Origin of the sequence: Burkholderia cepacia GG4, from assembly GCF_000292915.1 — a bacterium.
GTDB classification, from domain to species: Bacteria; Pseudomonadota; Gammaproteobacteria; order Burkholderiales; family Burkholderiaceae; genus Burkholderia; species Burkholderia cepacia_D.
In genome coordinates this window covers 1,214,254-1,231,086 of record NC_018514.1, presented here as the reverse complement: position 1 = coordinate 1,231,086, position 16,833 = coordinate 1,214,254, and the positions used below count along the sequence as shown (strand labels likewise).

The window sequence follows — 16,833 nt, the reverse complement described above, 5'->3', positions numbered from 1 at the left end:
CAAACGAAGCGGCGTGGCGGGCAGTGTGGTTGCGGCGATCGGCCGGCTCGCCGTGCACGTGCGCGCGCGCACGAAATGCGTGCGATGCGCGCGCGGCGGGCCTGGTCGTGACGACGCGGCGTCATGCTCAGCTGCCGAAGTAGACGTTGCAGAAGCTGACGGGGCCGACGCATGCGTTCGGATCTTCCTGCTTCGATTGCGCACGATCGACGCGGCCTGCGGCCTGGACGGCTTCGGCGCGGTTCGCCGGTTGCTGCGCGAGATCGGCCGGTGCCGGCTGGGCGTGTGCGACAGCGGCGGTGAGCGACAGGGCAACGAGGGCGAGGTGCAGCGGCTTCATTTTGGTTTCTCCTGGGTCAGTGCCAGTCTCGCTGGCAGTGAGGAAACTATAGGCTCGCACTGCTTAAAGATTAATCACCGCGGGTGCAGAGATTATTTCCAATCGGAACAAGGATTACGTTGCGCACGCATCGATCGCCATCGATCGCCGCCGACCGTCAATGACGGTGCCGGTTGAACGGCGCGTCCTTGTCCAGCAGCGCGCTGCGGATGAAGTGCAGGCAGCCGACGATACGCTGCATGCGATGACGCGCCTCGGGCACCGCGTACCACGCGTGCAGCGTGTGCTGCGCGGCGCGAATTGCCAGATTCACCGATTTCAGCGTGCGTGCGTGGTGGCCCTGGGTGGGATCGTCGAAGAAGCGCGGCAGCTCATGCAGCACCGCATCGATCGAAGCGGTCCAGTGCAGCGTCTGAGGCGGTTTCGATTCGCTGAACGCGTCGAGTTCGTCGCGCAGGTCGATCACCGCATGGCCGACTTCGAGCGTCGACAGCATCCAGCGCAGCGCATCGCGATGCTGTCGCGTGCGCTTGACGAGCAGCGTGCGCAACTGCGCCATCAGGTCGTGCGTGCTCGACTGGAAGCGCGCCGCGAGGCCCTCGCGCGCGCCTTCGCAGGCAAGCGTGACCTGGCGGCGCAGGTCGTGCGCGATGCGACCCGTGAGCCACGGCATGTGGGTCGGAAACACCACGGCGAACACAATCGAGCACGCGAGCATCGCGATGACGACGGCGAAACCGTTGTTGATCAGCACCTCGGGCGTATATGAAATCGCGTTGTCGGGGCCCGCGAGCAGGCAGAAGAACACCGCGAAGCCGATTCCGTAGCCGGACAGGCCCGGGCGCATCGCGAGAAACGCGCCGAGGCCGAGCACCGGCGCGAGTGCCGCGCACAGCAGCGGCAAGCCGTCGATGTTCGGATACACGTAGCACAGGAACACATAGCCGACGGCCGTCGCGAATGCCGCGCCGACGGCCATCTGCGCGACGAACTTCGGCGCGCGCGGCGAGGTCGAGCTCAGTGCGCACGCGATGGCAGTGGCGATCACGGCGAGCGAGCCGCTCGGCCATTCCGACGCGATCCAGAACGCGCTCATCGCGCCGACGGCCACGAGCGTGCGCAGGAACGCGAAGCCGACGAAGAACGAATTGGTCTTCACCGCGTAGTGCGTGACCGAGCGTTCGAATGCGTGATCGTCCCGGTCGAGCGACGCATAAGTGTCGGCGTAGCCGAGATACTCGCCGATGAAGCGATACATCAGTTCGATCGCGGTGTCGAAGTCGAGCAGGCCGCCGGCCGCGTGATCCTCGATCTCGCGGCGCGACGCGCGTGCGGCCTTCGGCAACGCGCTGTGAAAGCGGCGCAGTTCTAGCAGCGCGCCGGTGGTCGACGCGATCCCGCGCTGCCGCTCGTCGTGCAACGCGGTGACCCGCTGCGCGAGCGCATCGATGTGCGGTGCAAGTGCGTCGAGCACCGCGTCCGACCGGTTCGCGCGCAGGCGCTTGACGAGCTGGTGCAGCGCATGCAGGCGCGTGCACGCGTTCATGAACTCGCTGTTCAGGCGCGCGAGCCGGCGGCTGCGCGCGCGAATGTGCGGATCCTCGAACGAGGCGAACGCGCGGTTGGCTTCGAAGCCGACGATCTCGTCGACGAAGTCGGCAAAGCGCCGTTCGAAATCGCCGCGCGCGAGGTCGCCCGACAGCGTGCCGGCCGCGAATGCGGCGAACTTCACATGGCGGGCGGTCAGCGAGCGCATCAGCGCCTTCGCGGAGCTGAGCGGCAGGATCAGCGCGCTGACCGCGCCGGAGCAGGCGATGCCCAGCGCGACTTCGGCGGCGCGCGTGAGCGCCGACTGGAACAGCGTCTGCGGCGTCATCACCGCCGGCAGGCCGATCAGCGCGGCCGTGTAGCCGGCGAGCACGAACCCGTACCAGCGGAAGTGCCGGTTGCGCACCGCGAGCGCGATGCAGCCGCCGATCCACAGCGTGATGCCGGCCATGTACAACTCCGGCTGCTGCGCGAACAGGCCGCCGAGCGCGAGCGCGGCGACCAGGCCGGCGGCCGTGCCGAGCACGCGATAGAAGCTCTTCGCGAATACCATCCCCGACAGCGGCTGCATCAGCACGAACACGGTCGTCATCGCCGTACGCGGCTGCGACATCTCGAGCCGCATCGCGATGCCCATCGCGAGCAGCGCGGCGAGCACCGTCTTGGCGAGGTGCAGCCAGATCAGCCCGTCGCTCGTGGCCCAGTCGCGCGCCGCGTCGCCGAGTGGATCGAGCCAGGTTCTCCATCGTGGCGGTTCGATGGAAGGTCGCTCGATCGCAGGTTGTGGCTTCATGAAAATGAGGGGGCGCGTGCGGGGCCGCGGCGCGTCCGGACGGGTCCGTTCGACTGTTGAGGCGCCGATTGTAGGAGCGCGGCGCACGGGCATTAACACAGCTGCGGGGAAACGATAGTTGCAGGCCGCGTAACAATCTGTCGCATCCGCTGGAGGAAAATAGCGGCTCCGCTACAGGTGGCTCACAAGAATGGATACCCTACAAAATATGCGGGTGTTTACGCGTGTCGTCGAGACGGGCAGTTTCACCGCTGCCGCGCAATCGCTGAATTCGACGACCGGCGCGATGTCGCGCGCGGTGTCGGAACTCGAGGCGCGCCTGCGCACTCGTCTGATGAATCGCTCGACGCGCCGTCTCGCGCTGACGTCGGCCGGCGAAAGCTATCTGCGGCGTTGCCGGCAGATCCTCGCCGACGTCGACCGCGCGGAAGAAGAGGCGAGCTGCGCGCACGAGCGGCCGGCCGGCGTGCTGCGCATGCACAGCTTCGCGAGCGTCGGCCATCACTACGTGATGCCCGCGCTGACGGGCTATCACACGCAGTATCCCGACGTGTCGATCGAGCTGTCGCTGTCGCAGCGCATGCCCGACCTGTTCGACGGCACGAGCGACATGGCGGTCGTGACCGCGTCGTCGCTGCCCGATTCGGAGCTCGTGTCGCACCTGCTCGGCTCGACCTTCAGCATCCTGTGCGCGTCGCCCGACTACGTGAAGCGGCACGGCGCGCCGGTGCGCCCGCAGGATCTCGCCGCGCACGCGTGCCTGACGCTGTGCACGCCGGCCTTCCCGACCCACGAATGGGTGCTCGAAGGGGCCGAGGGCGTCGAGCAGATCCACGTCGCCGGGCCGGTGCAGACCAATACCGCCGAATCGCTCGCGCTTGCGATCCGCGACGGGATCGGGATCGGCATGCTGCCGCTGTATTCGGCGATCGACGCGCTGCACGACGGCACGCTGGTGCGCGTGCTGCCGGGGCACATCCTGCAGAAGATGAACGTGTATGCGCTGTATCCGTCGCGCCGTTTCGTCGATGCGAAGGTGCGCACCTGGGTCGAGATGCTGCGTGCGCAGGTACCGGGCATGATCGCGCGCGACGTCGAGATGCTGAACGCGATCGACCGCGAACCGCAGGCCGCCTGAACGCAGGCCCCCCGGGCCATGCACGGTCCGGCGGGGCAGACAATTCAGACAATTCGATACGATCCGGCCGCAACACGCGCGCCGCCCGCGGAACGTGATCGATCCGGGCGGCGCGCGCCGTCATGTCGTCACAGCGCGGGCTTCGCGGCCGCGCCGGATTCGGTCGAGGGCGCACCGGCCGGGCCATACGCGGCTTGCGCGGCCTGATGCGCCGCGACGCGCTTCGCGTCCAGTCGCGCCTGCGCGGCGAGGATGTCTTCGGGATAGTTGCCCACTTCACCGCGCGCCGGGTTGTAGCCGACCGACTCCAGCTCGGCCAGTTCCTGCAGCACCTGCGCACGCGTGACGGGCGCTTGGGCCGACTGGGCGAACGACAGGGCCGGTGCGGCAAGCAGGACGGCAGCGGCGGCGGTAACGACGAGCGATTTCACGATGTTCTCCTGGGGACGGGGTAGATGGCCGGTTCGACGATCGAGGTTCGATCCGAACCGTCGACGTCAGTCTATGCAGCGCGCGTCGTCGCAAAAACCCCGATTCCAGGCAGGCAGCTTTCCAGATGGCACAACATTGGCGCGCGTCGCCTGCATCGACCGAACCCGTCTGCAACGACAGGTTCACGGCCGGCGGGCGACGCGCCGTCAAGCGGATCAGAACCGCGTGCGCATGCCGATCGTGCCGACGATCTGGTTCGCGGTGCTCGATGCGCCACCCGACGTGTTGATGAACGCCTGGTAGCCGCGGCCCGAGGCGTGCTGGTACATCGCCTCCGCGTACAGGTCGGTGCGGCGCGACAGCTTGTACACGGCCTGCAGGTCGACCTGGTGCCACTTCGGATCGGTGCCGTGCTTGCTGTCGGGGTTCGACACGCTGGCGTCCGTGTACACGTAGGCTGCGCCGAGGCTGACGGCCGGCGTCACCGCATAGCGGACGTTCACGTCATAGTTGTTGAATGCGACCTGGCCGGTGGAGCCGAACGAGCCCGAGTTGTCGTACTGCGAGCGCGTATAGACGAAGCCGACGGTCGCCGGACCGAACACGTAGCTGACACCGCCGCCGTACGAGCGCATGCGGTCCGCGCCGACCGACCAGCCGCCCTGGCTCACGCTCTTCGCTTCGGCCACATCGGTCGCGCCGGGGCTCGCGCTGGTCGAGCCCTTCGTGCCGTTCATCTGCAGGTACGCGCCGGCCAGCTTCAGCGGGCCGTTCGTGTAGCTCGCCGCGACGCTGTACGCGCGGTTGCCGGCGAAGTTCGTCGAGTTCGAGAAGCCGTACAGCGCGCCGACCTTGAAGCCCGCGATCGTGTCGCTCGTGTACTTGACCGCGTTGTTGATTCGCACCGAGTGGTTCAGGTTGTCGTTGTCGAACGGATGCGCGAAGCCCGTATCGCCGAAGTCGCCGGCCGTCGCGGACAGCGGCGCGACGAAGTCGACCATCGTGTCGTACTGGCGGCCGAGCGTCAGCGTGCCATAGCCGGCGCTGCTCAGGCCGACATACGCGTGGCGGCCGAACAGCTTGCCGTCCTGGCCGAGCGCGCCGTTGTTGGTGTTGAAGCCGTTCTCGAGCACGAACAGTGCCTTCAGGCCGCCACCGAGATCCTCGCTACCGCGCAGGCCGAAGCGGCTGCCGTTGATCGTGCCGGTGGCCATGCGCCACAGCGGGCCGCCACCCGCATTGTTGGTGTAGGCGATGCCGGCATCGATCAGGCCGTACAGCGTGACCGAGCTCTGGGCGTGCGCGAGCGGGGCGAACAGTGCAGCCGTGCATGCAGCGGCAACCATGGTTTTTTTCATCTAACAGCTCCTGCGTGTGGGATGGTCGATCGAAGTTCGGCGCAAGTGTAGGGGGGCGTCCGCCTGATTCCGGCGGTCGGCGGGCGAGTGCACCATTGCGAGTCGCGCAAGAGTGCGTCACACGGCGTTCACAAACCGGTGCGGCGGCCGAATGGCGCGCGTTTTCGCCGGCGCTGCGGCGCGTGATGCGGGGTTGCCGCGCATGCGGTGTCGCGCATTGACAACACGCACGCCGCCGGCGCGGGAGTTGATCGCCGCCCCGCGCGCGTGGAGAATGAGCAGACCAATGCCGAGACCCGGAGACACCCGATGACCAAGCGTCGCCGTCCGTCCTTCAGTGCCGCGCTGTGCTACCGCAACCCGAAAGCCGCGCTGGCGTGGCTGGAACACGCTTTCGGCTTCGAGCGCTCGATCGTCGTCACCACGCCGGAAGGCGACATCGCGCATGCCGAAATGACATTCGGCGACGGGCTCGTCATGATCGGCGGCGCGTGGGCCGACTTCATCGCGTCGCCGGAAGACACCGGCGACCGGAACACGCAGAACGTCCATGTGCATCTTCCCGACGACGCGGACATCGATGCGCATTGCGAACGCGCGCGGGCGGCCGGCGCGGAGATCCTGCAGGCGCCGGCGGACCAGTTCTACGGCGATCGCATGTATCGCGCCCGCGATCCCGGCCGGCATGTGTGGACGTTCGGCAAGCACGTGCGCGACGTGACGAACGACGAGATGCGCGCCGCGACCAGCCTGACGATCGAAGATTTCGAGTAAGGACGGCACGCATCGCCCGGGCCGGTTTTTCCCACCACGCGGCGCGTTGGCGCCGCCTGACGCCAGGACCCACATGAACCTGTTCAATGCACGCCTGCGCGGTCGCGACGGGCTGTTCACAATCGGCGTCGATGCCGGCAAGATCGCGCGGATCGACGCGCAAACCGCGCCGGTCGTACCGGTTGGCGCCGCCGACGTCGACGCGGGCGGTCGCCTCGCGATCCCGCCGCTCGTCGAACCGCATATCCATCTCGATGCCGTGCTCACGGCCGGCGAGCCGGCCTGGAACATGAGCGGCACGCTGTTCGAGGGGATCGAGCGCTGGTCCGAGCGCAAGGCGACGATCACGCACGCGGACACGAAGACGCGCGCGCATGCGGCGATCGGCATGCTGCGCGATCACGGCATCCAGCACGTGCGCACCCACGTCGACGTCACCGATCCGACGCTGGCCGCGCTGAAGGCGATGCTCGAGGTGAAGGACGAGGCACGCGGGCTGATCGACCTGCAGATCGTCGCATTTCCGCAGGAGGGCATCGAGTCGTTCGACGGCGGGCGGGCGCTGATGGAGCAGGCGATCGACCTCGGCGCGGATGTCGTCGGCGGGATTCCGCATTTCGAGAACACGCGCGAGCAGGGCGTCAGCTCGATCCGCTTCCTGATGGAGCTGGCGGAGCGCACCGGCTGCCTCGTCGACGTGCACTGCGACGAGACCGACGATCCGCACTCGCGTTTTCTGGAGGTGCTCGCGGAAGAAGCCCGCGTGCGCGGCATGGGCGCACGCGTGACGGCGAGCCACACGACCGCGATGGGCTCGTACGACAACGCGTATTGCTCGAAGCTGTTCCGGCTGCTCAAGCGCGCGGGACTGAACTTCATCTCGTGCCCGACCGAGAGCATCCACCTGCAGGGGCGTTTCGATACGTTTCCGAAGCGGCGCGGCGTCACGCGCGTCGCGGAGCTCGACCGCGCGGGCCTGAACGTGTGTTTCGGACAGGATTCGATCAAGGACCCGTGGTACCCGCTCGGCAACGGCAACATCCTGCGTGTGCTCGATGCCGGGCTTCATATCTGTCACATGATGGGCTACCAGGATCTGCAGCGCTGCCTCGATTTCGTGACCGATCACAGCGCGACGACGATGCATCTCGGCGACGGCTACGGGATCGCGGTCGGCCGTCCGGCGAACCTGGTCGTGCTCGACGCGGAGAGCGACTACGAAGCGGTGCGCCGCCAGGCGAAGGCGACGCTGTCGGTTCGCCACGGGAAGGTCATCATGCGACGGGAGCCCGAGCGCGTCACGTATCCGGATTGACCCAGGCCGAGCCGGCGGCGGCACGCACCGTCTTGGGTCGCCTTCACCTGTATATTCGAAAAATGCATGAGTTGATCAGAAAAATACGTTTGTCTCATGATAGGTCGAAGCCTACGATGCGGTCCTGACACCGGCGCGCGGGGTGCGCGCCGTCTTTTCGATCCTCGTTCGCCGACCGCATGCGCCTCGATCTCCCGTCCGCTCCCGCGTCTTCTCCCGTTGCCGCCAGCCCGTTCGCGCGGATCGCCGCCGTCACGATCCTGACCGGTGTCGGCGCGGGCCTCGGCGGCATGCTGCTCGCGCTGCTGCTGCATGCGATCCAGCATGTGGCCTATGGCTACAGCCTGGGGCAGGTCGTCGGCACCGAGAGCTTCCTCACCGGCGTGACCCGGGCCGACCCGCTGCGCAGGCTCGCGGTGCTCGTCGTCTGCGGGCTCGTCGCGGGCGGCGGCTGGTGGGCGCTTTACCGGTATGGCCGGCCGCTCGTCAGCATTCGCCGGGCAGTGCGCGCGGCCGATCCGCGGATGCCGTTTGTCAGCACGACGGTTCATGCGCTGCTGCAGATCGTTACCGTCGCGCTCGGTTCGCCGCTCGGCCGCGAAGTCGCGCCGCGCGAGATCGGCTCGCTGCTCGCCGGCCGGCTCGCGCACCGCGCGGGGCTCACGCCCGCCGACTGCCGGCTGATGGTTGCGTGCGGCGCGGGCGCCGGCCTCGCGGCCGTCTACAACGTGCCGCTCGGCGGCGCCGTGTTCGTGCTCGAAGTGTTGCTCGGCACGTTCGAGTTGCGCGCACTGGTGGTGGCGGTCGTCACGTCGGCGATCGCGGCGGCAGTCGCATGGTTCGGTCTCGGCAACGAACACCAGTACACGGTGCCGGCGTTCGCGCTGAGCACGCCGCTCGTCGTGTGGTCGATCGTCTGCGGGCCGCTGTTCGGCCTGGCCGCCTACGGCTTCGTGCGGCTCACGACCCGCGCGCGGGCGGATGCGCCGAAGGGCCGGCTGCTGCCCGTGCTCGCGCTGGTCAATTTCGCGGTGGTCGGCGTGCTCGCGATGCGGTTTCCGCAACTGCTCGGCAACGGCAAGGGGCCCGCGTCGCTCGGATTCGACGGTACGCTGACGATCGGTCTGGCGGCGACGCTGCTCGTGCTGAAGGTGCTGATCGAGGCGGGCAGCCTGCGCGCAGGCGCCGAAGGCGGGCTGCTGACGCCGGGTCTGGCGAACGGCGCGCTGCTCGGCGTCGTGCTCGGCGGGCTGTGGAGTCTCGTGTGGCCGGGCGCGTCGATCGGCGGATGCGCGCTCGTCGGTGCGACCGCGTTTCTCGCTGCGTCGATGCAGATGCCGATCACGGCCGTCGTGCTGCTGCTCGAATTCACGCGTGCGAATCACGACAGCCTCGTGCCGATGCTGCTGGCCGTGACCGGCTCGCTCGTCGCATATCGGTTCGCGCAGCAACTGGCGGAACGGCGGGTGAAGGCGAGCGCGATCGTCAGCACGCCGGCCACGGCAACGCGCTAGCGCGCGCCGCCATCCTTCATCTGCGCAGGCGGCGCACCGGCCGCCCGCCGTCGTTTTCCTGCCCGTTTCCCCGTCGGTTCGTCCCCCGTATCGCTGCCCGATCGTGCTGTCGGACACGCCGAAGCGCGTGTGCCGGTTCTGTGCAAGAATCCGCGCGTTTGCGCGCCACCCAACAACGAACCACACGCGCGCGGATGTCCCTATCAGGAAACGAGGAGCTCAAGTTGATTCAGCGTATTTCCCGCTTTTTCACGCAGGTGGTCCACCGCGTGCTGCCCGACCCGTTGATTTTCGCGATCCTGCTGACGATCGTGACGTTCGCGCTCGCGTTCGGCCTTACGCCGAATACGCCGGTGCAACTCACGACGATGTGGGGTTCCGGCTTCTGGAACCTGCTCGCGTTCTCCATGCAAATGGTGATGATTCTCGTCACCGGCCACGCGCTCGCGAGTTCGCCGCCCGTGCGGCGCCTGCTCGTTGCGCTCGCAAGCACTGCGCGCACGCCGGGGCAGGGCGTGATGCTCGTCGCGTTCGTCGGCGCGCTCGCCTGTGCGATCAACTGGGGCTTCGGTCTCGTGCTCGGCGCGATGCTCGCGCGCGAGGTCGCGCGCCGCGTGGCCGGCAGCGACTACCGGCTGCTCGTCGCATCCGCGTACATGGGCTTCCTGAGCTGGCATGGCGGGTTGTCGGGTTCGGTCCCGCTCGTCGCCGCGACGAAGGGCAATCCGATGGAAAAGACCATCGGGCTGATTCCGGTGTCGCACACGATCTTCACCGGCTACAACGCGTTCATCACGATCGGGCTGATCGTGATGCTGCCGTTTCTCGCGCGGATGATGATGCCGAAGCCCGGCGACGTCGTCAGCGTCGATCCGGCGCTGCTTGCCGAACCGCCGAGCGTCGAGCGCCAGCTCGGGCCCGATGCGACGTTCGCCGAACGGCTGGAAGAGAGCCGCGCGCTGGCGGTTTTCGTCGCGGCGCTGTGTGCGGCGTTCCTCGTGCTGCGTTTCGTGCAGAAGGGTTTCGCGCTCGACATCGACACCGTGAACCTCGCGTTCCTCGCGGCCGGCATCCTGCTGCACCGTACGCCGATGGCCTATGCGCGCGCGGTGGCCGGCGCGGCGCGCGGCGCGTCGGGGATCATGATCCAGTTTCCGTTTTATGCGGGCATCCAGGCGCTGATGGATCACTCGGGGCTCGCGGGCGTGATCACGAAATGGTTCGTCGACATCGCGAACGTGCACACCTTCCCGCTGCTCGCGTTCCTCAGCTCGGCCGTGATCAATTTCGCGGTGCCGTCGGGCGGCGGCCACTGGGTTGTGCAGGGCCCGTTCGTGATGCCGGCCGCGCAGGCGCTCGGCGCCGATCTCGGCAAGGCCGCGATGGCGATTGCGTATGGCGAGGCGTGGACCAACATGGCGCAGCCGTTCTGGGCGCTGCCCGCGCTCGCGATCGCCGGGCTCGGCGTGCGCGACATCATGGGGTACTGCGTGACGACGCTGCTGTTTTCCGGCGTGGTGTTCGTCGCGGGGATGTATCTGTTCTGATCGGGCGTGGTGCGATGCGGGCGGGCACGCCCACCGCATCGCACCGTTCGGACCGGCTCCGCCGTGGAACGGTTGACCACTGGCGGGCCGACAGGGGTGCGCAAGCGTCGCCGCAACCGCCGCCCGAAGATCGCCATCGGCGCCGCGATCGTGCAGAATCGAAACCCCGATTCCCGCCGACCGATGCCGCATGACCGATCCGAATGAACCGTCCGCCCGCCGCACGTATGCGGCCTTCGCACAGCGTTATGCCGATATCGCACCGACCAAGGCGCACAACGCGCTCTACGAGCGGCCGGCGACGCTGGCGCTGCTCGGCGACGTCAGTGGCCTGACGGTGCTCGACGCCGGCTGCGGGCCCGGCATCTGCAGCGAGCACCTCGCGCGCCACGGTGCGACCGTACACGCGTTCGACATCACGCCCGAGATGGTCTCGCTCGCGAAAACACGCTGCGCCGGGCTTGCCGTCGATGTCACTGAGGGCGATCTCGCGGCGCCGCTCGACTGGCTCCCTGATCACGCGTTCGACAAGATCCTGTGTTCGCTCGCGTTCGACTACGTGCGCGATCTCGCACCGACGCTGCGCGAATTCAGGCGCGTCGCGCGGCCGGGCGCGACGCTGGTGTTCTCGATGGCGCACCCGATGCGCGACTGGATGGACGAGCGCACGCGCGGGGACGGCACGTACTTCGATACGTGCCGTTTCGGCTTCCACTGGTCGGGCTTTGGCGAACCGAAACCCTATGTCGAGGCGTGGCGCCGGCCACTTGCCGAGATCCTGAACGCGCTCGCCGACGCCGGCTGGCGGCTCGACCGGTTCGTCGAACCGACGCCGCTGCGCGAGATGAAGGCCGTGTCGGAGCGGCTCCATGCGGAGCTGTCGCTGGCGCCGGCCTTCCTTTGCATCCGCGCGCGCCGCTGACGCGCACGTCGGGCAGTCGAGCGCCGGTCGTCAGCGTGTCGGCTCGTCGGTGAGCGTGCCGAGAAACGCTTCGATATCCTCGATGTCCTGCGCGGTCATCGCGGGCTTGTCGCCGGGCTTGCGGTCGAACGGCGCATCGGTCACGTCGACGTTCGCGCGGTACTTCGGCGGAACGTCGTCGTACTCGTCGACCTTGCCGTCCGCGCCGCGCGAATAGAACTTCTGCGGCGAGATGCTGCGCTCGTTGTAGAACGCCATCACCTGGTCGAGCGTATGGAACACGCCGTTGTGGAAGAACACATGACGCGTCGCCGAGTTACGCAGCGTGGGCGTCAGGAACATCGCGCAATACTGCGTCTGGTCCTTCAGGTCGTCGCGGAACGGGCCGCACACGCCGAGATCGTAGAACGCCGGGTTGCGGTTCTGCGCGAGCGCCTGGTTGCGCGGTGCGCCGAGCGCCTCGTACTGGAAGTCGGTAAACATCGGCGGCAGGCCGTCCTTGCCGGGCTTCGACAGGTGGCAGCCGGCGCAATTCGCCTTGTCCGGATCGTTGAAGAGCCGCAGCCCGTGCAGCTCCGCCTGCGTGAGGCGTGCGCGGCCCTCGAGCCAGCGGTCGTACTTGCTGTTGTACGGATGGAACGACGGGTCCTCGACCTGATACCGCGCGATCGCGAACATCGCTTCCGACACCGCGAGCTGCGGACTGTCGAACACGCGCGCGCCGAACAGCTGCTCGAAGCGCGCGCGATGCGACGACTGCGCGAGCTTGTGCGCGACGTCGTCGATGCTCGCATTCGCCATTTCTACGGGGTTCAGCAGCGGCCCGAACGCCTGCTGCTGCAGCGTATCGGCGCGGCCGTCCCAGAACATCCCGCCCTGCGGCACGAGCTGCGGCGCAGCCGACGTGCCGGCCACCTTCTGCGCCTTGACGACACCGGCCGCCGACGCGGCCTGCTGCGCGACGCTCGGCGCGGCGTCGTTTTCGCCCGCATCGGGGCCGATGCTGAAGTTCGGTTGCCGGTACAGGTACATCAGCGACGGCGGCGGGCGGTAGCCCTGCTGCGTCATCGCGAGGCCACCCGGCTGCACGTCGAGCCCGTTCGGCGGCCCGTACGCATGATCGGGGCTGTGACACGACGCGCACGACTGCTTGCCGGATGCCGACAGCGACGGATCGGCGAACAGCGCCCGCCCGAGCTGTGCGACCGCGGACAGCGGCTGCGCGGCCGGGCGCTGCAGCACGACCGGATGCGGATTCGCGCCGGTCCAGTCGGCAACGACGTCGCCGATTGCTGCCGGCGTGCGCGCCGGAAACGCGATCGCGAACGCGCCGTAGCCGAGCACGGCGGTGCCGAACACGTACGCCGCGCGGCGCAGCACGCGGGCAGGGGAACGCGGCGCGGCGGCGCCGGATGCGTCGGGAGACGGGTACGCGGGACGGGCTGTCATGCTGGCGGTCGGAACTCGGGCACCGCGCAAAGCGGCGCATTGAACGGAAACGGCCGGCGCACGATGCGCCGGCCTGCTGCTGCCTGCTGCTAGTTGTTACGCCATGCCGGTCAGATCGCCGGCGCCGCGCTCAACTCGGTGCCTAGCGTCGGATCGAGATACAGCGGCGCCGTATTCGGCTTCGACGAGAAGTCGAACAGCCCGCGCAGGTCGCCTGCCGTCGCATCGAACGAACCACCGCCGATGCGCTGGCTGCCGAGCCAGTTGTCCTCGATGAAGCGCACGACGGACGCCTGGTCGATCATCGTGTGGTCGACGTAGTTCTGCTTCGCGTACGGCGAGATCACGACCAGCGGGATGCGCACACCCGGACCGCAGCGGCCGTTCACGGTGCCGCCGTTCACGCCGGTGGTGCCGCCCGAGCCGCACGCGCCGTTGCCGTTCACCTGGTCGACCGCGTCGGACGACGCGCGGGTCGGTGCCGTGTACGCGTGGTCGTACCAGCCGTCCGAGTCGTCATAGGTGACGATCACGGCCGTGTTCTGCCAGTCGGGCTGCTGCTGCAGGAAGTTGACGACCTTCGTCACGAACGCCTGCTCGTCGAGCGGATCCGAATAGCCCGCGTGCGCGTCCTGCGCGGCGGGCGCCTTCAGGAAGCTGACCGACGGGAAGTTGCCGGCCTTCACGGCCGCGAAGAAATCGTCGGTGTCGTACTGGTGGTTCGCCGGCTCGGCCGTCTTGCCGTCGGCTGCGAGGCTCGAACCGATCGCCGCGACTGCGCTCGGGCGCGTGTGCTGCGGGTTCGCGGTCGACGCGTAGTACTGGAACCAGTTGTGGTGCGGGATGTAGTCGGTCGTCGCTGCGTTCACGGCGGTGGCGACGGTGCTGCGGTTGCAGCCGGTCGTGCCGTTGCCGTTGGTCGTCGACAGGTTGAAGCCGCCCATGAAGCCGCCCCACGTGATCTTCGCGCCGTTCAGCAGGTCGCCGATGTTCTTGCCGCTCATCATCGCCTGGTCGGTCGTGCTCGAGCACACGTCGAAGCCCGGGTCGACGTCGTTGATCATCGTGAAGCCGCCCTGGCCGTCGTTGATGTAGTACGAGGTGGCGGCGAGCGTCGACGGCTGCTTCGACGTCTTGACGATCTGCATCCCGTTGGTCTGGCCCGACACGACGTTCAGCGCACCCGGCGTCGACGGGCCGTAGACCGTCGTATACGCGTTGTCGCTCATCGCGAAGCGCTGTGCGTAGTTCCACAGCGCGGTGACGGTGTTGCCGTCGAAGAAGCCCATTACCTGGCCCTTCGTGCCGAATGCGCCGGCGCCGCCGGACGAGCCCTTGCCGGTGTATTTCGGGAACAGGTCGGCGAGGCCGTTGTCCTCGGCCTGTTGCTCGGCCGTGTACGCATGGTTCTGGTCGGCCGTCGCGGCTTGCGTGCGGTCGAGGCGGAACGGGTTCGCGGCATCGGTGCCGTTGGCCGTGTTCGTGAAGTTCGGGTTCGCGGTGAGCAGCGTGCCGCTCAGCCCGTTGACCGACGGCGTGCCGGACTTCGCAGTGAATGCCGGTTCGCCCGACGGGTTCGACGCATTCGGGTAGGTACCGAAATAGTGGTCGAACGACACGTTTTCGCCGTAGATCACGACGACGTGCTTGATCGGCGTGGCGGTCTGCAGCGCATCCTGCGACGACACGGCGGGCGTCGACGTGGGATCGTCGCTGCCGCCGCAGGCGAACAGCGCAAGCGCCGCGCCGGCGCAGGCGGTGACGAGCAAGGCTTGACGAAACATCGGGAAACTCCAGGTAGGTTTTCGATGGTGGAAGTCGGCCCCGTCGTCGTGTCGGTTCGGCACGGAGCTCGAGAAAGCACCGGCATTGAAACAGCCCGGCATGAAGATCTGGGGGCGGAGCGGTTTCGCGACGGTTGCGCTGCGGTATCGATTTCATTACGGCGCGGCGCACGGCGAAAGAAAGCGGAAAGGGGCGGCGCGCATGCAACTTTTGCGACGCATTCGGCGGCGCATCCGGTCACGGCCGCGAATGCCACGCGGGGCGGCCGACAGCGCGCGGCGGGGCCGGTCGCGGGTGAGCTCGCATCGCCGCCCGTTTTTGACAACCGGGTGACGCATTCATACGATGTATGGCCCGCGGCGACGATTTCGCGTTGCCGGCCGTCAGCGAGTATTCAGCGTGCCGATCCCCGTTCTGTTTGCCGTTCTGTGTGCCGCCTTCCTGCATGCGTCATGGAACGCGCTCGTGCGCAGCAGCGGCGACCGGCTGCGCTCGGCCACGGTGCTGCAGATCGCGATCGGGCTGTTCGCGCTGCTGTTCCTGCCGGCTGCCGCGCCGATCGCGCCCGCGAGCTGGGCGTGCGTCGTCGCGTCGGCGCTGATCCACGTGGTCTATACGCTGCTGCTGGTGCGGGCATACGAGCACGGCGACCTGACCGTCGCCTATCCGGTTGCGCGCGGCACCGCGCCGCTGCTGGTCACGCTGGGCGCGGCGGCGTTCGCAGGCGAGCGCCTGAGCACGGGCGCACAATGCGGGCTCGTGCTGATCTGCGCCGGCATCATGGCGATCGGGCTGGAGCGCGGGCGCGGCGCGCGACACCGGATGACGCAGGTGTTGCCGACCGCGTTCGCGACCGGCGTGTCGATTGCCGCGTACAGCGTGGTCGACGGGATTGGCGTGCGGGAAAGCGGCAGCACGATAGGCTATACCGCATGGATGTTCGTGCTGACCGCTCTGCTGATGGCCGCGTACTACCGGCTGCGCGCGGGGCCGCTGAGGGTGACGCAGGATGTCGGCGCAACCGCGAAGGCCGCGTGCGGCGGCGTGTTCGCGGCGCTTGCGTACGGGATCGTGATCTGGGCGATGGATCGCGCGCCGATGGGCCCGGTGTCGGCGCTGCGCGAAACGAGCGTGGTGTTCGCGGCGTTGATCGCGCGCGGGTATCTCGGCGAGCGGCTGACGCCGCGTCGCGCCGGCGGATGCCTGATGATTGCTTGCGGGGCGTTGCTGATCAGCGCGTTCGAAGCGGTGCACTGAATCCGGCTGCCGAACGCGCTGCCCGGCAGGGCGCGCGGTAGCGCGTCAGCTTTCCACCGGCATCGCACTCGTGCACTTGATCTCGTCGAGGCACACGCTCGAATGCACGCCGCTCACGCCGGGAATGCGCATCAGCGTTTCGAGCAGGAACCTGGACAGTCCCTTCAGGTCGTGCGCGACGACCTTCAGCACGTAGTCGATGTCGCCGGTCACGGAAAAACATTCCTGGATCTGCGCGAGATCCGACACCAGTTTCTGGAACTTCGACAGGTCGCGGATATGCCCGCGCTCCATCGTCACGTGCACGAACGCGGTGACGCCGAACCCGAGCGTATCGGGGCACAGACGGGTTTCGTAACGGCGGATCGCGCCGATCTCTTCCAGCCGGCGGTGGCGCCGCAGCGTCTGCGCAGGCGACAGGCCGACGGCCTTCGCCAGGTCGAGGTTCGACGCGCGGCCGTTCTCCTGCAGCACCGACAGCAAGTGGCGATCGATGCGATCGAGAACCGGTTCAGGCATTTTTGTTTCCTCATCTGTCTCCTGGATGCAATCTTATCTCATAATGTAGGGTTTGCATGAGCGGGTTACGCAACCCGATTTCGCTGTCCCGACGCTAAACTGACGCCGGATTTTCGTGTGCGCCCGCAGCAATGCGGCGCGG

At 67.8% G+C, this 16,833-nt stretch carries 14 protein-coding genes; 7 read left to right on the top strand and 7 right to left on the bottom strand.

Features of this window, described 5'->3' with window-relative positions; translation table 11 throughout:
- Positions 1-127: 127 nt before the first annotated feature.
- The gene (locus GEM_RS21270) at positions 128-340 is read right to left on the bottom strand and encodes a hypothetical protein (RefSeq protein WP_014899454.1); all 213 of its coding nucleotides are present in this window, start codon (positions 338-340) and stop codon (positions 128-130) included.
- Between the two features lie 157 nt (positions 341-497).
- Complete coding sequence (locus GEM_RS21265) at positions 498-2,681, bottom strand: FUSC family protein (protein WP_014899453.1); 2,184 nt, start codon at positions 2,679-2,681, stop codon at positions 498-500.
- Between the two features lie 190 nt (positions 2,682-2,871).
- On the opposite strand from GEM_RS21265, the gene GEM_RS21260 reads away from it, so the two are divergent.
- Positions 2,872-3,819 (top strand): LysR family transcriptional regulator, encoded by a 948-nt coding sequence (locus GEM_RS21260; protein ID WP_014899452.1) that lies wholly within the window; start codon positions 2,872-2,874, stop codon positions 3,817-3,819.
- Positions 3,820-3,947: 128 nt separating this feature from the next.
- Here the strand turns inward: GEM_RS21260 and GEM_RS21255 are convergent, their stop codons facing one another.
- Positions 3,948-4,250: a DUF4148 domain-containing protein gene (locus GEM_RS21255; RefSeq protein ID WP_014899451.1), complete on the bottom strand. Its 303-nt coding sequence runs from the start codon at positions 4,248-4,250 to the stop codon at positions 3,948-3,950.
- Positions 4,251-4,466: 216 nt separating this feature from the next.
- Entirely contained in the window at positions 4,467-5,609 is a 1,143-nt protein-coding gene (locus GEM_RS21250; protein ID WP_014899450.1) for a porin, read from the bottom strand.
- Between the two features lie 309 nt (positions 5,610-5,918).
- On the opposite strand from GEM_RS21250, the gene GEM_RS21245 reads away from it, so the two are divergent.
- From GEM_RS21245 to GEM_RS21225, 5 genes are all read left to right on the top strand, one after another.
- Entirely contained in the window at positions 5,919-6,383 is a 465-nt protein-coding gene (locus GEM_RS21245; RefSeq protein ID WP_014899449.1) for a VOC family protein, read from the top strand.
- A gap of 73 nt (positions 6,384-6,456) precedes the next feature.
- Positions 6,457-7,698 (top strand): cytosine deaminase, encoded by a 1,242-nt coding sequence (gene codA / locus GEM_RS21240; RefSeq protein WP_014899448.1) that lies wholly within the window; start codon positions 6,457-6,459, stop codon positions 7,696-7,698.
- Positions 7,699-7,877: 179 nt separating this feature from the next.
- On the top strand, positions 7,878-9,212 hold the full coding sequence (locus tag GEM_RS21235; RefSeq protein ID WP_014899447.1) for a chloride channel protein: 1,335 nt from the start codon (positions 7,878-7,880) through the stop codon (positions 9,210-9,212).
- A 224-nt stretch (positions 9,213-9,436) separates the two neighbouring features.
- Positions 9,437-10,759 (top strand): TIGR00366 family protein, encoded by a 1,323-nt coding sequence (locus GEM_RS21230; RefSeq protein WP_014899446.1) that lies wholly within the window; start codon positions 9,437-9,439, stop codon positions 10,757-10,759.
- 190 nt (positions 10,760-10,949) lie between these two features.
- On the top strand, positions 10,950-11,681 hold the full coding sequence (locus tag GEM_RS21225) for a class I SAM-dependent methyltransferase (RefSeq protein WP_014899445.1): 732 nt from the start codon (positions 10,950-10,952) through the stop codon (positions 11,679-11,681).
- 30 nt (positions 11,682-11,711) lie between these two features.
- On the opposite strand, the gene GEM_RS21220 is transcribed toward GEM_RS21225, so the two are convergent.
- Entirely contained in the window at positions 11,712-13,130 is a 1,419-nt protein-coding gene (locus tag GEM_RS21220) for a cytochrome-c peroxidase (RefSeq protein ID WP_014899444.1), read from the bottom strand.
- A gap of 110 nt (positions 13,131-13,240) precedes the next feature.
- A complete protein-coding gene (locus GEM_RS21215; RefSeq protein WP_014899443.1) occupies positions 13,241-14,914 on the bottom strand; it encodes a phospholipase C in 1,674 nt (557 codons plus the stop codon).
- Between the two features lie 346 nt (positions 14,915-15,260).
- Here GEM_RS21215 and GEM_RS21210 point away from each other — a divergent pair, with 346 nt between their 5' ends.
- Positions 15,261-16,172 carry an EamA family transporter gene (locus GEM_RS21210; protein WP_014899442.1) on the top strand — a complete coding sequence of 304 codons (912 nt, stop codon included), beginning with the start codon at positions 15,261-15,263 and terminating at the stop codon, positions 16,170-16,172.
- A gap of 45 nt (positions 16,173-16,217) precedes the next feature.
- On the opposite strand, the gene GEM_RS21205 is transcribed toward GEM_RS21210, so the two are convergent.
- Positions 16,218-16,691: an Lrp/AsnC family transcriptional regulator gene (locus tag GEM_RS21205; RefSeq protein ID WP_014899441.1), complete on the bottom strand. Its 474-nt coding sequence runs from the start codon at positions 16,689-16,691 to the stop codon at positions 16,218-16,220.
- Positions 16,692-16,833: the final 142 nt, after the last annotated feature.